Origin of the sequence: Longimicrobium sp. (assembly GCF_048594345.1) — a bacterium.
GTDB lineage: Bacteria > Gemmatimonadota > Gemmatimonadetes > Longimicrobiales > Longimicrobiaceae > Longimicrobium.
On sequence record NZ_JBMDXM010000206.1, the window covers coordinates 1 to 16,235 of the forward strand.

At 73.1% G+C, this 16,235-nt stretch carries 6 protein-coding genes; all 6 read left to right on the plus strand.

Features of this window, described 5'->3' with window-relative positions; genetic code table 11:
* Positions 1-1,660: hypothetical protein (locus ACOJUJ_RS22270; RefSeq protein ID WP_420129119.1), on the plus strand; the 1,660-nt coding region annotated here is incomplete at its 5' end.
* Between the two features lie 7 nt (positions 1,661-1,667).
* Positions 1,668-3,785: an AAA family ATPase gene (locus ACOJUJ_RS22275; protein ID WP_420129120.1), complete on the plus strand. Its 2,118-nt coding sequence runs from the start codon at positions 1,668-1,670 to the stop codon at positions 3,783-3,785.
* A gap of 13 nt (positions 3,786-3,798) precedes the next feature.
* Positions 3,799-8,346, plus strand: coding sequence for an eCIS core domain-containing protein (locus tag ACOJUJ_RS22280; RefSeq protein ID WP_420129121.1), 4,548 nt, complete (start codon positions 3,799-3,801; stop codon positions 8,344-8,346).
* Between the two features lie 52 nt (positions 8,347-8,398).
* Positions 8,399-9,001, plus strand: coding sequence for a hypothetical protein (locus tag ACOJUJ_RS22285; RefSeq protein ID WP_420129122.1), 603 nt, complete (start codon positions 8,399-8,401; stop codon positions 8,999-9,001).
* A gap of 494 nt (positions 9,002-9,495) precedes the next feature.
* Positions 9,496-15,633: an eCIS core domain-containing protein gene (locus tag ACOJUJ_RS22290; protein ID WP_420129123.1), complete on the plus strand. Its 6,138-nt coding sequence runs from the start codon at positions 9,496-9,498 to the stop codon at positions 15,631-15,633.
* A gap of 20 nt (positions 15,634-15,653) precedes the next feature.
* Complete coding sequence (locus tag ACOJUJ_RS22295; RefSeq protein WP_420129124.1) at positions 15,654-16,229, plus strand: HEAT repeat domain-containing protein; 576 nt, start codon at positions 15,654-15,656, stop codon at positions 16,227-16,229.
* Positions 16,230-16,235: the final 6 nt, after the last annotated feature.

A 16,235-nucleotide genomic window follows, 5' to 3' on the forward strand; every position in this document is an offset into this window, starting at 1 on the left:
CGCCTGGCGCGGCGCCGCCCGCCCGCTGCGGGGCCCCGTGCCCGCGGGCGCGGAGGCCGTGTGGTTCGCCGACACGGCGGAGCTGATCGCCGCGTTTGCGCGCGACGCGGTGGGGGGGAGCGTGGCGCGCTGGTGGTGGCAGGCGCTGCTCAAGGGGCTGCCCGGCGGGCCGCTGGCGTCGCTGGCCGCGCTCTGGTCGCGCGAGGCGCGGCACGTGCCCGCCGCGCTGGAGCACCTGTCCGCCGGAGGCGAGGGCGTGCGCATCGTCGCCGCGCTTCCGGCGGCGTCGGCCACGCGCATTCTGGCCGCCGTCGCCGCCGCGTTCGAGGTGCCGTCGCTCCTCGCCGCGCCCACCGCCACGTCGTGGCTCTCCGTCGATGGAGCGCGCGGCGTCGGATCGGCCCCATCGTCCGTCGCCTCGTCGACATCCACCGATGCGCGGGGTGAGGTCGTGCCGTCCACCAGGGAGGAGGTGGATCGGGCGGCGCGCTCCCCTGCCCCGGCGCCGTGGACGGGCTATCTGCCGCGCGAAGCGGTGCCGCGCGGGCTGGCGCCGGAGCACGCCGCACTCCTCGGCGTGTCGCTGATGATGCACCGTGCCCCGCTGGTGGCGCGGAGCACCGCCTTTGTCGCGCGCTTCGTCCGCTGGCGCGCGGAAGCCGCGGCGCCGTCGTCCGTCCTCCCCCGCCGATCCGACACGCCGACCGTCGCTGAAGATGCCGAGCGCGCGACTCGATCAATCGAGCGCACGGAGGCTTCGTCGTCATCGGTGGATGGAGAGCGCGCGGATCGTCCCGCATCCGCCGAAGCTCATCCCCGGGAAACCGCGGGGGTGGATGAAGATGCGCAGCCGCGGATCGGGCGTCGTGCATCGACCGAATCCCATCGACCGAAAGCCGTGGACGTTTCGGGGGATGCGGATCGCGGGGAGGATGCGCCCGTCGCCGTCGCTGCGGGACGCGGTGGAGAGGAAGACGCGGCCGCGAGCGAGGGTGCGGAGGCGGAGGCGTGGGGGGTGGAGGTGCTGAATCCGCCGGTGGATGAGGCGCGGGCGGCGAGCGGGGCGTGCGGCGTGTTCTTTCTCGTCAACGTGCTGCGCTCGATGGGCTTCTTTCGCGCGCTGGACGAGCACTTCGGAGTGGAGCCGGCCGTCGGCGGATGGGCGTGGGTGGAGCTGGTCGCCCGCGCGCTGCTGGGACCGGACGCGGCCGGGCTGGCGGACGATCCGCTGTGGCGCGTGCTGGCGGAGCTGGATGGACGCGAGCCGGAGGTCCTGCCCGGCGGCGGATTCGCCGCGCCGCGGACGGAGGCGCTGCCGGAGCGCTGGATCGACCTGTTCGGCGGCACCCCGCCCGCGCCGGAACCCTCGCCGCCGCTGGGGATGCAGCCCTCGGGGGCGCTGACGCGATTCCTGGACGTCGTCATCCCCGTGATCCGCGCGCGCATCGGGGCGGCGCTGGTGGCGGCGGGCGGCGACGCGGACGAGCGGCTGGAGACGGCGCTGCTGCGGCGGATGGGCGCCGTGGCCGCCACCCGCACCCACGTGGACGTGCACCTGGAGCTGGACCAGGCCACGCTCCCCGTGCGCCTGGCCGGCCTGGACGCCAACCCCGGATGGGTCCCGGAGCTGGCGCGCGTGGTCACCTTTTACTTTGCCTGAGGGCGCCGTGAGCGAAGCCGCCCCTTTCACCCACGTGCCGCACGACGCCCGCGGCCACCTGGGCCTGGTCTTTTACGAAGCCGTGCTGGGCCTGGTGGCGTACGCCTCCGCCCGCGCCGTGGCCAGCGGCGAGGAGCCCGGCGCGCCGCTGGACGCGCATCCCTTTCTGGACGCGTACCTGGCCGAGCTGGCGCCGCACCTGGACCACGACGCGCCCTGGGACCGCGCCGTGGCCGGCTTGGCCGCGCTGCGGCACGATTGGGAGGCGGCGGCGGGCGACGCCTGGCTGCCGCTCCTGGCCCTGCGCAACGCGCTCAAGCTGGACGACGAGCACCTGCTGACGCTGGTCCTGGTTGGGCTGGTGGAGGAGGACGCGCGCTTTGGCGAGCTGTTCCAGGCCGCGCAGACGGCCGGCGCGCGCCGCCCCGCCGTGGCCTTGCTGCACGAGGTCGTCCGCGCGTCGCGGCCGGCGCTGGTGGGCGACGGATGGACGCTCTGCCGGCCGCTGGTGGACGCCGGGCTGGCGGAGATCGCGAATCCGGAAGCGCCGCGCGCCGCCTGGCAGCTGCGCGTTCCCACCGCGCTGTGGACGGCGCTGCGCGGCGAAACGCCCGCCGAGCCGCTGCCGGGGGTGCGGCACGTGCCCGCGGGCACGTTCGAACCGCTGGGCGAGATGGTGCTGGACGAGGAGGTGCGCGGCCGCCTGCACGAGCTGGCCGGACTGCTCGCCACCGGAGAGACGCACGCCGTCGTCATCCGCGGCCTCGCCGGGAGCGAGCGGCTGGAGGCGCTGGGCGCCGTGCTGCGCGCCCTGGGCCTGGGCGTGCTGGAGGCGCGCGCGACGACCTCGGCCGACGCGGAGACCACGCGCGTGCTGGGGCCGCTAGCCACGCTCACCCGCGCCGTCCCCGTCTTTGTCCCCGACCTGGGGCCGGGGGAGACGTTCGAGATCCCGTCGTGGCGCGGCTACACGGGCCCGGTGGGCATCATCGCGGGGCACGACGGGGGGATCGGCGGGGCGGCGGCGGAGCACGCGCTCTCCATCCAGCTGGCGCCGGACGCGCCGGCGCTGCGCCTGCGCCACTGGCACAGGGCGCTCCCCCACGCGGCCCCGGCGGAGCGCGAGCGATTCGCGCGGACGCTTACGCTGGGCGGGCGCTACATCCGGCGCACGGCGGAGCTGGCGCGCGGCTACGCGGCGCTGGCCCGGCGCGCGGAGATCGAGGACGAAGACGTGCGGCAGGCGGCGCGCGCCATCAACCGCCAGCAGCTGGACACGCTGGCCCAGCGCCTGGGCGACGGCGGCGGGTGGGACCGGCTGGTGCTGCACCACGGGACGGTGGACGAGCTGTACCACCTGGAGCGCCGCTGCCGCCACCGCGAGCGCCTGCTGGAAGCGCTTTCCGACGGCTTTCCCGGGGGGATGAACCGCGGCGTCCGCGCGCTGTTCCAGGGCCCCAGCGGCACCGGAAAGACGCTGGCGGCGCGCGTCCTGGCTTCCGCACTGGGGCTGGACGTGTATCGCGTGGACCTGGCCAGCATCGTCAACAAGTACATCGGCGAGACGGAAAAGAACCTGAGCCGCGTGCTGGCCCGCGCCGAAGACCTGGACGTGGTGCTGCTGCTGGACGAGGGCGACTCGCTGATGGGCAAGCGCACGGAGGTCAAGTCGTCCAACGACCGCTGGGCCAACCTGGAGACCAACTACCTGCTGCAGCGGCTGGATACCTACAGCGGCATCCTGGTCGTCACCACCAACGCGCCGGGCTCCATCGACAGCGCCTTCCAGCGGCGGATGGACGTGGTCGTCAGCTTTCACCTGCCGGACGTGGACGAGCGGCTGCACCTGTGGCACCTGCACCTTCCCGCCGACCACCTGGTGCCGGAGGAGACCGTGGAGGATGCGGCCGCGCGCTACGAGCTGGCGGGCGGGCAGATCCGCAACGCGGCGGTGCACGCCGGGCTGCTGGCGCTGGGCCGCCCGGACGGCCGCATGCGCGCGGCGGACCTGCGCGCCGCCATCGAGGCCGAGTACCGCAAGGCAGGCGCGAGCATGCCGCGCGCCCGCGGCGAGCCGGCGGACCACCAGGCGTCGATGGCGGCCTTTTTGGGCGCCATCGGCTGAGCCGCCGCGCGGAATGAGCACGCCCCGCCCGCCCAAGACCGTCACCCACGCCAGGGCCAAAAAGCCCAAGGCGCCGGTGCCGGTCGTGGCGCACCGGCCGCCCGCGCCTTCCACGGCGGGGGCGGCGTCCGCGCGTCCGGAGGCGGCGTGGGCGGGCGCGCCCGCGGCGGCGTTCGGCATCGCGGGGCCGGTGGGGATTCAGCTCAAGCCCGTCATCGGCGCGCCGGACGACGCGTACGAGCGCGAAGCAGACAAAGTGGCCAACCAGGTGACGAGCGGCCCCGCCGTCGCGCCGCCCCGCATCACCCCCGTCACTCCCTCCGCCCTCCGCCGCCCCGTCCAGCGCGCGCCGCGGGACGAGGACGCCGATCAGCCCGTCCAGCGCGCCACGGCGGGCGATCCCACGCACCGCGGCGAGGAGGAGGCGCGCTCGCGATCCTCCATCCCCGCCGCGCTGGTGCAGCGCGCCACCGCCGGCGACCGCACGGAGCACGACGATCCGCCGCTGGAAGGCGTGCAGGGCGTGGAGGAGAAGGTCCAGCGCGCGTCGGTGGGCGGCGCGGCGACGCGGGCCGGCCTTCGCATCGGCCGCGAGGACGGCGGGCCGGAGATGCAGGACGCGGCGGCGCGCGCCATCGCCCGCCGCGGCCCGGGCGCGCCCATGGTCCCCGGCGTCCGCGCGCTGATCGAGGCGCGGCTGGGCGTGGACCTGGGCCACGTGCGCGTGCACACGGACGCGGAGGCGCGGCGCGCAACCGGTGCGCTGGGCGCGCGGGCCTTTACGCACGGCAGCGACATCTGGCTGGCCCGCGGCGAGAGCCCCGCGGACACCAGGCTCCTTGCGCACGAGGCCACGCACGTCGTCCAGCAGGGCGCCGCCGGGCCGGCCATCGACGCCGCCGCGCCGTCCGCATCGCCGTCCGCGCCAGCCTCTCCGACGCACGCCGCGGCGACAGCATCCGCCCCCCCTTCACCGCGACGCCGAGCGCGGCATCGACCGCAAAGCGCAGCCCGACGTCCAACGAACCCGCCGCGGCAGGGGACCCCGACGTCGGCCGCGACACCCGCGACATCGAACGAATCCGCCGCGACGTCGACCGCGGCATCGACGGCGACGCACGGGGCGACGCCGGCCGCGACGCACGGTGCCGCGCGGGCTTCGTCGACACCGGCGGCCGCGACCTCCGCCGTTTCGACGGCGATGGCGACGGGGGCGGCGGGGACGGTGCAGCGGTGGATTCCGCAGGTGATCCGGGACGAGCTGAACGACTACGCCGAGTACATCCCCGGCTGGACGCTGTTCACGGTCATCATCGGCTTCAACCCGCTCACCGGGCGCAACGTGGAGCGCTCGGCGCACAACCTGGTGCACGGGTTTCTGGAGCTGGTTCCCTTTGGCGCCGCGCTGTACGACAAGCTGAACGAGCACGGCGTCATCGGCGCCGCCGTGGAGTGGGTTACCGGCGAGCTGAGCCGCCTGGACCTGTCGCTGGACCGCCTGGAGCGCACGGTAGAGGCGGCGTGGGACGACGTGGAGCTGCTGGAGGGGTGGGACTACAACGTCGCCGTGCTGCGGCGCCACTTCAAGCCGCTGTACGACGACGTGGTGAGCTTCGCCGGCTCCATCGTCGACAAGGTGGTGGAGCTGATCAAGGAAGCCGCCATCGGCGTGGCGGAAGGCTTCCTGGCCGAGAACCGCGCCTGGGCGCTGCTCAAGAAGATCCTGGGCCGCGACCCGCTGCGCGACGTGCAGGTGTCGGCCACCCCCGCCGAGATCCTTGCCGACTTCCTGACCCTGATCGGCAAGGAAGAGCACCTGCGGCAGATGCGGGAGCGCGGCACGCTGGAAGAAACGGCCAACTGGCTGGCCCAGCAGTTCGCCACCTTCATGGGCCTGCTGACGGACCTCACCTCGCTCTTTGCCCGCGCGTGGGACGCCATCCAGCCCTCCAACATCGCCAGCCTGGGGGAAAACCTGCGGTCGCTGGCCGCGGCCGCAGGCGCCTTCATCCAGCGCGTGTGGGACTTTGCCACCACCGTGGCGGCCAAGGTGCTGGAGTTCGTCAAGAAGTCGCTGCTGGGGTGGCTGGCCTCGTTCGCCAACGACGTCCCGGGGTTCCACCTGGCGACGGTCATCATCCGCAAGAACCCGTTCACCGACGAGCCGGTCCCCCGCACGCCCGCGAACCTCATCCGCGGCTTCATCACCCTGCTTCCCAACGGCGCCGCCATCTACGCGCGGCTGCAGGAGACGGGGACGATCGCGCGCGTGGCCGGGCGCATTGCGGGCGCCATGGAGGCGCTGGGGATCAGCTGGGAGTTCGTAAAGGGGATCTTTACCGGGATCTGGAACGACCTGTCCATCGAGGACCTGATCCATCCCGTGGACGCGTTCAACCGCATCGTGGAGCGGTACGGCGAGCCGATCGCGCGATTGTTCGCGTTCGTGAACGTGGTGATTCGGGAGATGGTGTCGATCATCCTGGAGATCATGAACTTTCCCAGCGACCTGATCGGCAGCATCGTCGCCAACGCCATGGCGGCCATCGAGGACGTAAAGCGCGACCCGATCGGCTTTTTCCGCAACATGCTGGCGGCGGTCAAGCGCGGCTTCGGCAGCTTTTTCGACCACATCCTCACCCACCTGGCGGGGGGGCTGGCCGACTGGCTGTTCCGCGGGCTGCGGCAGGCGGGGATCGAGCCGCCGCGCGACCTGTCGCTGCGCTCGGTGCTGGACTTTGTCCTTCAGGTGCTGGGGATCAGCATCGACCGCATCTGGCAGAAGCTGGCCGACCGCATCGGCCCGGAGCGGGTGGCGCGCATCCGCGGCGCCATTGACCGGCTGACGGGGATCTGGACGTTCGTGAAGGACGTGCAGGAGCGCGGGGTGGCGGCCATCTGGGAGCACATCGAGTCCCAGATCAGCAACCTGTGGGAGATGGTGGTGCAAAAGGCCCGCGACTGGATCATGGAGCGGGTGATCAACCGCGCCATCCAGTGGCTGATGAGCCTGCTGGACATCACGGGGATCATGCCGGTGATCAACGGCTTCATGGCGTTCTTCCGCGCCATCCAGTCGGCCATCGACTACCTGCGCGACATCCTGGCCATCGTGAACGACTACGTGGCCACGCTGGCGGCGGTGGCGCGCGGCGACGTGGACCCGGGCGCGCAAAAGATCGAGGGCGGGCTGGCGCGGTCCATCCCCGTGGCCATCGGCTTTCTGGCCAACCAGTTCGGGCTGGGCAACATCGGCGAAAAGATCCAGGAGATCGTGGGCGGCATCCGCGAAACGGTGGACCGCGCGCTGGACTGGCTGGTGGACCGCGCCGTGGCCACGGTGCAGTCGCTGCTGCAGTCGCTGGGGATCGGCGGCGCGCGGCAGCCCGGGCAGGCTGCGGCCCAGCCCGCGGCGGGCGAGGTGGACGGCGCGGCGCCCGACCGCCACCCGCCCCTGCGCGACAGCTTCCGCTTCCTGGGCGAGGACCACACGGTACGCAGCGAGGAGCAGCCGGACGGATCGGTGCGCCTGATGATGGCCAGCGAGCAATTCAACGTGTTCCCCGACGTGCTGCGCCGGATCAAGACTCAGCAGGTGGACCGGCTCACGCGCGACAACAAGCTCACCGAGGCGGCCGATCTGGGCGCGGCGCTGGAGGCCATCATTACCGACGCCGAGGCGAAGGGCGCGCCAGGCGGGATCATCGCCCAGGCGCGGCAGGCGTACCTTCGCCAGCGGAACGCCGTGCAGCAGAATCCCAACGCCCTGCGTGCCTTCGACGCCGCCAACGGCACCATGAGCGACGCGCTGGAAACGGCGTGGGAGCCGCACTTTGACCGGTACGTAGCCGAGCTCAAGCGGCTGGACGGGCTGTACGACTTCTCTGGCGGCGTGCGGAACCTGGTGACCATCGGGCAGCAGATCGCCGACCGCGACCGCAACCTGCTGGTGCGCGTGACCGAGGTGAACGTTCGCGACGGGTCCTCGTTTGGCGTACGTGCGGTCCCCGTGCACGTGTCCGCCACCTCGGGCGGCCAGTTCCTGAACTACGCCATGTATTCCCCCACGGGTGCCGCGGGGTGGGGCCCGGTCGCGGGCAAGCCCATGCTGCTCGCGTTCCCCTACATCACGGCCGGGAGCAGCGCCTGGCGGGGCAACCTGCGCACGTTCCGGGTGACCCACTCCAACCGGAACACGGGAACTCCGTCCAACTCTTCGGAGGCGGTGCCGGGCGTGGTGTCGGGCGGAACGCACCCGGACCGCGGGCACCTGATCGCGCGGTCGCTGGGCGGGCCCGGCGCCTGGGCCAGCGGAAACATCGTCGCCATGACGTGGAACGCCAACCGCGGGCAGATGAAGACCAAGATCGAGGATCCCGTCCGCGACGCGCTGGACGCGGACCCGATCCCCACGCATCCAACGAACCACGTGATCATGGAGATTACGGTGCAGCCCCAGGCCTGGACCACGCCCGATTACCCGGAAGAGGTGGCGGTGACCCACCAGACGATCCACCCCGTTCCGGGTCCCGTGGTCAGCGACGTGGTCGACAACCGGTGACGGGCGCACGCGGCGCCGCGCCCTCGCGTTTACCCTCTGCAGGAGAATGACGATGCGAAAGACCTCTGCGCTGTCCGCCCTCTTCGGCTTCGCCCTGCTGGCGGGGCTGGCCTATGCGCTGTGGTACGTGGCGCGCGCGGGCGTGGCGCTGTTCAACGGCGCCGGCCTGTTCGACGGCGTGCCCCGCCCCACGCTGGTGATCCTGGCCACCTCGGCGATCACGCTGCTGCTGGCGGCGTGGATGGTCTCCCGCGGGCTGCACGCCATCGCCCGCCGCGAGGAAACGGCGCAGCGGCGCGACGCCCGCGCGGCGGCGTACGAGGTGTTCCTGCAGTCGCGCGCGTCGGCGGCGGCGGCGGACGGGGTGTTCTCGGTGCGCGGCGCGGTGGTGCCGGTGGAGCACTCCGGCGCGCACGAGCTTGTGCTGCTGCACGCCAGTTCCGCCGTGCTGGGCGCGTACGCCCGCCTGCGTCGCGCGGAAGAGTCTGGCTCCTCCGCGCACGACGAGCTGGCGGAGATGATCCGCGCCATGCGCCGCGACCTGGGACAGCGCGCGCCCGACGCTCCGTTGGCCGAGATCTCTGAGCTGATCGACGCTCCCGAGCGTGCGTCTGGCTTTGGAAAAGAAGGCCTCACACGGAGTCAACGGAGTTAACGGAGTTTGTCTCGTGCTGGTTCCTCGGGCGGTGGTGCGCGTCCACAAAGAATGGGCCTCACACAGAGTTGGCAGAGTTAGCAGAGTTTTTACGTGGCGTTTCCTCTGGCTCCCGCGCGGGAGCCGGCCTTCCCGGGTGTCGGGTGCAGGGGAGGCGGTCGGCGAGGCAGGATCTTTTGTAAGGGCATCGGAAACGGGAAGCAGATGGAATGCGGCAGGGGGCCATCCGCGTTTTTTGGAGGAACACCATTCCCGCCATCTCCGCATCCGCGCGGGCTTCAGGCAGCGGGGGATGCGGATCGGCGAGTGAGTTCCGGAGCGCACGGGAGCACGTAGATGGCACCACCTGATGCGCGATCTGGCGAACTTTCCGCTACCTCGACGATGGAGGTAAGCGGGTCGATGCAGGCGGATGGATTGATCAACGCGCGGCGGATGTCGCGCGGAGGGGATGCACGACCTGACGTGGGGACGATGAACGGAGCTGCGTTCCGGTGACCGACACGGTAAAGGCCCGCCGCCCGGCAAAGAAGCCGGATGGCGCGTCCTCTGCGCCGCACGCACCCGCGCCGCATGACACGGCGCCGGACACGGCCTCGCCCGCATGGGCGCAGGCCAGCGTGGCCGCGCCCTTTGCCCTGGGCGTGCCCGTGCAGCGCAAGCCCGTCATCGGCCGCGCGGACGACGCCTACGAGCGCGAGGCCGACGCCGTGGCCGACCGAGTCGCCACACGCAACGTGGTCTCCGCGCCGCTCCCCATCTCCCGCGTCTCCGCCAGCGCGCTCGCCCCGGCCATCCAGCCCAAGTCCATCGGCGACCGCACCGAGCACGACGATCCCACGCAGCCCGACGCCGGCGGCCCCGGCATCATCCAGCGCACCCCCGCCGTCGTCCAGCGCGCGGAGGATGACGAGAAGCCGGATGAGAAGGCCGCCGCCGTCCAGACGAAGCCTTCCGCGTCCGCCATCATCCAGCGCACGGCGGATGATGAGAAGCCGGATGACGATTCGGGCGCGATCCAGACGAAGCCCGCAGCATCCGCCGTCATCCAGCGCGCGGAGGATGAGAAGCCGGACGAAGACTCCGGCGCCGTGCAGATGAAGTCAGTCGCGTCCGCCGTCGTGCAGCGTGCGGAGGATGAGAAGCCGGACGAGGACTCCGGCGCCGTCCAGACGAAGCCTTCCGCATCCGCCGTCTTCCAGCGCGCGGAGGATGATGAGAAGCCGGATGACAATGCGGGCACTGTCCAGACGAAGCCCGCCGCGTCCGTCGTCGTTCAGCGTGCGGAGGATGAGACGCCGGACCAGGATTCCGGCGCCGTCCAGATGAAGGCCGCCACCTCCGCCGTCGTTCAGCGCGCGGAGGATGAGAAGCCGGATGAGGATTCCGGCGCCGTGCAGACGAAGCCCGCCGCGCCCGCCGTCGTGCAGCGGGAGGAGGATGAAGACGAGGATGAGGAGAAGCGAGAGGCTGCCGCCGCGGCCCGGGCGAAGGGCGAGCGCGGCGGAGTAGCTGGCGGATCGCCGGCGATGCGGAGCGCCGCGGAGGCGGCGATCGCCACGCGCGGGCCCGGCTCACCGCTACCAGAAGAAACGCGCGCAAGGCTGGAAGCCGGCATCGGCCATGGTCTGGGCGACGTGCGCGTGCAAAGCGGGCCCGGGGCCCAGGAAGCCGCCTCCCGGCTCCGGGCGCGCGCCTTTACGCACGGGCGCGACATCTGGCTTGGACGCGGCGAGAGCGCGTCCGACGTCAAGCTGATGGCGCACGAGGCCACGCACGTCATTCAGCAGGGCGGCGTGGTGCCCAGCGCGCCCGCGGCCCCCGGCACCGACACCGCCGCACCCCCCGCGGGCGGAGAGCCCGCGGCCCGTCCGGAATCCGCGCCGGCCGCGGCGCCCCGTGAACGTCCGCGCCCCGTAGCGCCACCGGCAATCCGTCTTCCTGCCCTTGCCGCGCGCGGCCCCGCGCCAGAGAGCACGTCCGCGGTGCCAGGCGGCGCACCCCAGCCGGCCGGGGTCCCGCAGCCCACCGCGGCCGGCACTGCGCGCGCTCCCTTCGCACTCGCGGGTGCGCGCGCGCAGGCTCCCGTGACGTCCGCCGTGAAGCCCGCTGCCCCCGGCGCTCCAGGGACGGCCGCCGAGGGAACTCCGGCCCCCGGGGCGCCAGTGGCCTCCCCGGCGCCCGGAGCGACGGCCAGCGCAACCACGACCGCCACCGCGCCCGCGACGACCGCGGCGGATGCAGCCGTCGCGGAATCCGGCACCGCGCAAGCGGCCGCGGGCGTGGCGGCCGGCCCCGGCGACGCCGCCGCGAAGAGCAAGAAGAAGGGCGAAACGAAGGACGCCGCGCCCGGCGGACCGGCCCAGGCCGAAGCCGACGCAAAGGGCAAGGCCAGGGGGCCCAGCGCCGCGGCCGCCGCGGGTGCCGAGGGCATGGCCACCGCCGGGGGCGCGCCCGGCATGGAAAGCCTTGCCGGGGCGAGGGCGGCCGGGGGCGGCGGGAGCATGACGGGCGCCCTGGCGGGTGCGGGTGCGGGTGCGGGTCCCGCCGCGGAGACCGGCGGCGCCGACGCGCCGGATACCAGCGGCGGCGGCGAGATCCCCGCGCAGGACGAGGCCTCCGCCGCCAGTGACACCGCGGCCAGGATGGACGCCGCGCAGCCCGACGCCGACCGCGAAGCCGAAGCCGCGGCCGAGGCGGAGGGCGAGCAGGCCGGCCCCGGCGGCGGCACCGTCCCCGACCCCAGCCTGGGCAGCGCCGAAGCCGCCGCGGGCGGTGGCGGCGCGGGCGGCGGCGTGGCCGAAGCGGCGGACGAGCCCACGGCGGAATCCGGGGCGGAAAGCCCCGAGCCCGCGCCCGAAGTCCCCGCCGCGGCCGAGGCGCCGTTCGGCGCGGGCGGCGGCACGGCGGAGGCCACGCCGTCCCCCGCGGACGCGGCGACCGCCGACGCGGGCGCCGAGCCGTCGCCGGCGGACAGCATGACCGCCGAGCTGTCGCCCTCCGAGCGCGACGCCGGGCTGGCCTCCATCGGCGAGGGCGGCGGCGAGTACGCGGGCGGCGGGGGCGGCGGGGGATCGGCGATCCCGGAGCCGCCGGAGCCCGCCGCGCCCGCCCTCCCCGCCGACGACCCCGAGGCCGCCATGGCCGCCGTGTCGTCGCTGCCGCCGGCCCGGCTCAAGTCCGCGCTGGGCCAGGTGTCCTCCGCGGCGAAGGCCGACGTGGGCCAGCAGCGGCAGGAGCTGGCCGCCGCGCCCCCGCGGGTGCAGCGCCCCTCCGGCTCTCCGCAGACCAAGGACGCCGCCGGTCCGTCCGTCGCGCCCGCCAGCGGGGAAAAGGGCAAGAAGGTCGAAAAGGCGCCCGAGGGCGCGCCGGTCGCCACCCCGCAGCCCGAGCCGCTCCCGCCGCCGCCGCCCGCGCCGATGGAGGCTGTCGCCGCCCCCGAGGACCCGGCCAACGTCATGGGCGCGCTGGGGATGCTGCCGGTTTCGGACCCGGGGCTGCGCGCCACCGCCGGCCCCACGCCCACGGTGAGGCTGGCCGGCAACGCGGACCCCGCGCAGGTGCGCGCGCAAAAGGCCGGGCTCGACGCAAGCGTGGCGCGCGAAGAAGCGCAGGGCCGCGCCGACCTCGCCGTCCCCATGGGCGAGGACGAGATCTACCCGGTCGTGCCGCCGGAAACGCTGCAGGCCACCATCCCCGCCGGCGGCGCGGGGGCGGCGGGCGGACCGGGCGGCGGCGGCGCGGGCGCCACCGGCGGCGGGGAGGCGGACGACGCCACCTCCATCATCGCCCAGGAGCAGCACGGCGAAGAGATCGGCGCCGCCGCCGGGCAGGCGCGGGGCGACATGGCCGCGCGCCGGCAGGAGCACGCCTCCACCGACGCCCAGGAACGCGCCGCCACCGACCAGGAGGTCGCGCGGCTCGAGGCCGAGAACGCGGGCGAGCAGAACGCCCAGCGGCAGGCCGCGCGCGGCGACGTGGCCGCCAGCCGCGAAAAGTGGAGCACTGAGCAGCAGGAGCTGGCCGCCGGCGCCCGCACCGAGGCGGAGACGGAGACGGCCAGGGGCGAAACCGAGGTCGAGACCGAGCGCACCCACGCCGACACCGAGGCGCGCGGCCACATCCAGACCGGCAACGACGAGGCGGCCCGCGCCCGCACCGAAGCCGAGACCGAGGCCGCCCGCAAGCGCGAGGAGGCGAAGAAGCAGGGCGACTCCGGCGGCGTGTGGGGCTGGGTCAAGAGCAAGGCCAAAGCCTTCTTCAACAAGATCAAGTCGGCGATCAAGGCCGCCTTTGACCGGGCGCGCGCCCTGGTCAAGGCCGCTATCGAAAAGGCCAAGAAGCTGGCCGTCGCCGTCATCGAAAAGGCGCGCCAGGCGATCGTCTCCGTCATCCGCCGCGTGGGCGACGCGCTGATCGCCATCGGCGACCGGGTGCTGGCGGGCTTCCCCGCCCTGCGCGACCGGTGGCGCAGCGCCGTCAAGGAGCGCGTCGCATCGGCCGAGGCCGCCGTGAACCGCCTGGCGGAGCGGCTCAAGAAGGACGTCGTGGCCGCGCTGGACGCGCTGGGCGCGGCGCTGGACAAGGCCCTGGGGCTGCTGGAGGCGGGACTGCTGGCCGCGGTGGACGCCGTCGACAAGGCGGTCAGCGCCGCCATCGACGCCGCCAAGGCCGTGGTGGACGCGCTGGGCACCTTCGCCGTGCTCATCAAGGACATTGCCTCGGGCCCGGGCCGCTGGCTCGGCAACCTGGGCAGCGCCGTGGTCGACGGCATCAAGAACCACCTGTGGGCGGCGTTCAAGGCGCAGGTCAAGGAGTGGTTCAACGCCAAGCTGGAGTCGGTGCTGGGGCTGGGGACGGCGATCTGGGACGTGCTGAAGAAGGGCGGCATCAGCATCGCCCAGGTGGGGACCATGGCGTTCGAGGCGCTCAAGGCCGCCATCCCCACGGCGCTGGTGGAGCTCCTGGTGGAGAAGCTGGTGGCGATGATCGTCCCCGCGGCGGGCGCGGTGATGGCCATCATCGAGGGGCTGCAGGCCGCCTGGGGCGCCGTTCAGCGCATCCTGGCCGCCATCGGCGCGTTCGTCGCCTTCCTCAAGGCGGTCCGGGGCGGCAACGCGGGACCGCAGTTCGCCACCGCGCTGGCGGCCGCGGCCATCGCCGTGATCGAGTTCGTCGCGCAGTGGCTGCTGCGGCGGCTGATGAAGCCCGCCAAGGCCGTCGGCGGCAAGATCAAGGCGATCGCGCAGCGCATCATGGCGCGCATCAGGAAGGCGCTCAAGAAGGTCGCCGCCAGGCTCAAGAAGGTGGGCAAGAAGATCCTCCGGAAGGTGAAGAAGGCCGGCCGGTGGGTGAAGAAGAAGCTGGGGATCAAGGGGAAGAAGAAGGACCGGAAGCCAAAGACGGCCGCCGAGCGCGAGCGGGACCGCGAGCGGGAAAAGCAGGACCGGCTTGACCGCGCCATGGCCGTGATCGAGCCCGAGGTGGCGCGGCTCTTTGCCCGCGGCGTGACGGGGCTGGAGCTGAAGGCGCGGATGCTGTACTGGCGCGCGCGCTACCGGCTTACCAGCGTTACGCTGGAGCGCGGCGGCGACGACGTGTCGGTGATGGCGCGGGTGAACCCGTGGAAAAAGACCGGCAAGGGCGTGATGCCCTCCGGCGAGGTGCTGCGCCGTCTGGTGCAGCGGGCCGCGGCGCGGGTGCTGGAGCACCCCGACGTGCGCGCCGCCGCCGAGGTGATGGACGACCAGCGGGAGCGGCGGGCGCACATCGTGATGGAGCCGGGGGTGGGCTTTCCCGCGGCCGTGCGGCACATGCGCAGCAAGACGGGGCGCAAGCCGCGCAAGCGCACCCACTATCGCGTGGCGGGGGTCAAGGGGGCCACGGAGGGCACCTTTGGCCGGTGGCCGGCGCCGGAGGGCGTGAACCGCGAGGTGGAGCGCGTGGGTGCCTACACGCCCAGCAAGGAGCCGGGAATCAACAAGGGCGGCTTTGTGACGGGCCGGCACGTGCCCGTGATGATCGAGCGGCTGCAGCGCTCGCTGGGCGTGTCGGGTCCGGCCCTCGCCGGCATCATCCGCGAGTTCGTCCGCACCGGCAAGCTGCCCAGAAAGCTGAAGCCGGCGCAGCGGCGGAACATCGCCCGCATCGCGCTGCTGATGTTCGGACGCGAGGGCGCCCGCAACCCCGGTACCGTGGCGCAGGCGGCCATGGTGCTCGACCTGGTGGGCGCCAGGCGAAGGAAGGGCGTCAAGAACACCACCTGGGCGGGCGCGTTCGGAGCGGCCGACCACTGGATCGGACCCAAGGGGAACAAGACGAAGACGGGCGGACTGTTCGCCATGTCCATGCGCGGCGCGCAGGAGGCAGCCCAGGAGCTGCAGGACGAGGGCAACCCCGACAACGACCGCGTCCCCAAGAACCGCAGCAAGAACGCGAAGGAGCTGGCCCGGCGAGAGATCGAGGTGGCGGAGCGCTGGCTGGAGCAGCAGATGCACGCGCAGGGGCTCAAGGCCTTCCCCAGCCGCAAGGCGGCGGAAGACTTCGTCTACCACGGGCTCCTGGACTTCTACCTTCTCCGCAGGACCGGCAAGAAGGGCGGCGGCAAGAAGGGCGGCGGCAAGAAGAAATGAACGCACGAGCCGAGGAAGCGATGAGCGACTCCATCCGTATCCCGCTGCACCCCTCCGTGAGCCAGGAGGATTTCGAGGCGATGACCTACGAATCCAACTGGGCCATGGAGAGCATCCAGCAGAAGACCGACGAGCTGCCGTTCGAGACCGAGTGGTCCACGAGGGACGGAAAGGCCACCATCAACTACGTGCGCGACGACCTGCTGGAGGTGGACTACGTGGTGGTGCGCGGCAAGGGGGCGCGCGCCACCGCCGACCACGTCCGCTCGGAGCTGCGCACGGTTTCCGTGGACGACGCGCTCGCCGCGGCAAAAAAGGCGCGCAGCGACGACGACCGCCTGGAAGCCCTCTACCACGCCGTCCTGGCCGCGGAAAAAGCCGACCCACGGGTGATGGAGCTGATGGAGGCGGCGCTCGCGAACAAGGATCCGGAGGTTCGCCGCGGCGCCATCTTCGCCGCCGGCTACGCGGAGTGGAAGGCGCTCAAGGAGCCGCTTGAGCGCGTGGCCCGCGACGACGAAGACGCCGAGATCCGCGAGGACGCGGAGGCCATGCTGGAGGGGCTCGCCAAGGTGTGGAAGTCCCGGTCGAAGTGATGCGAC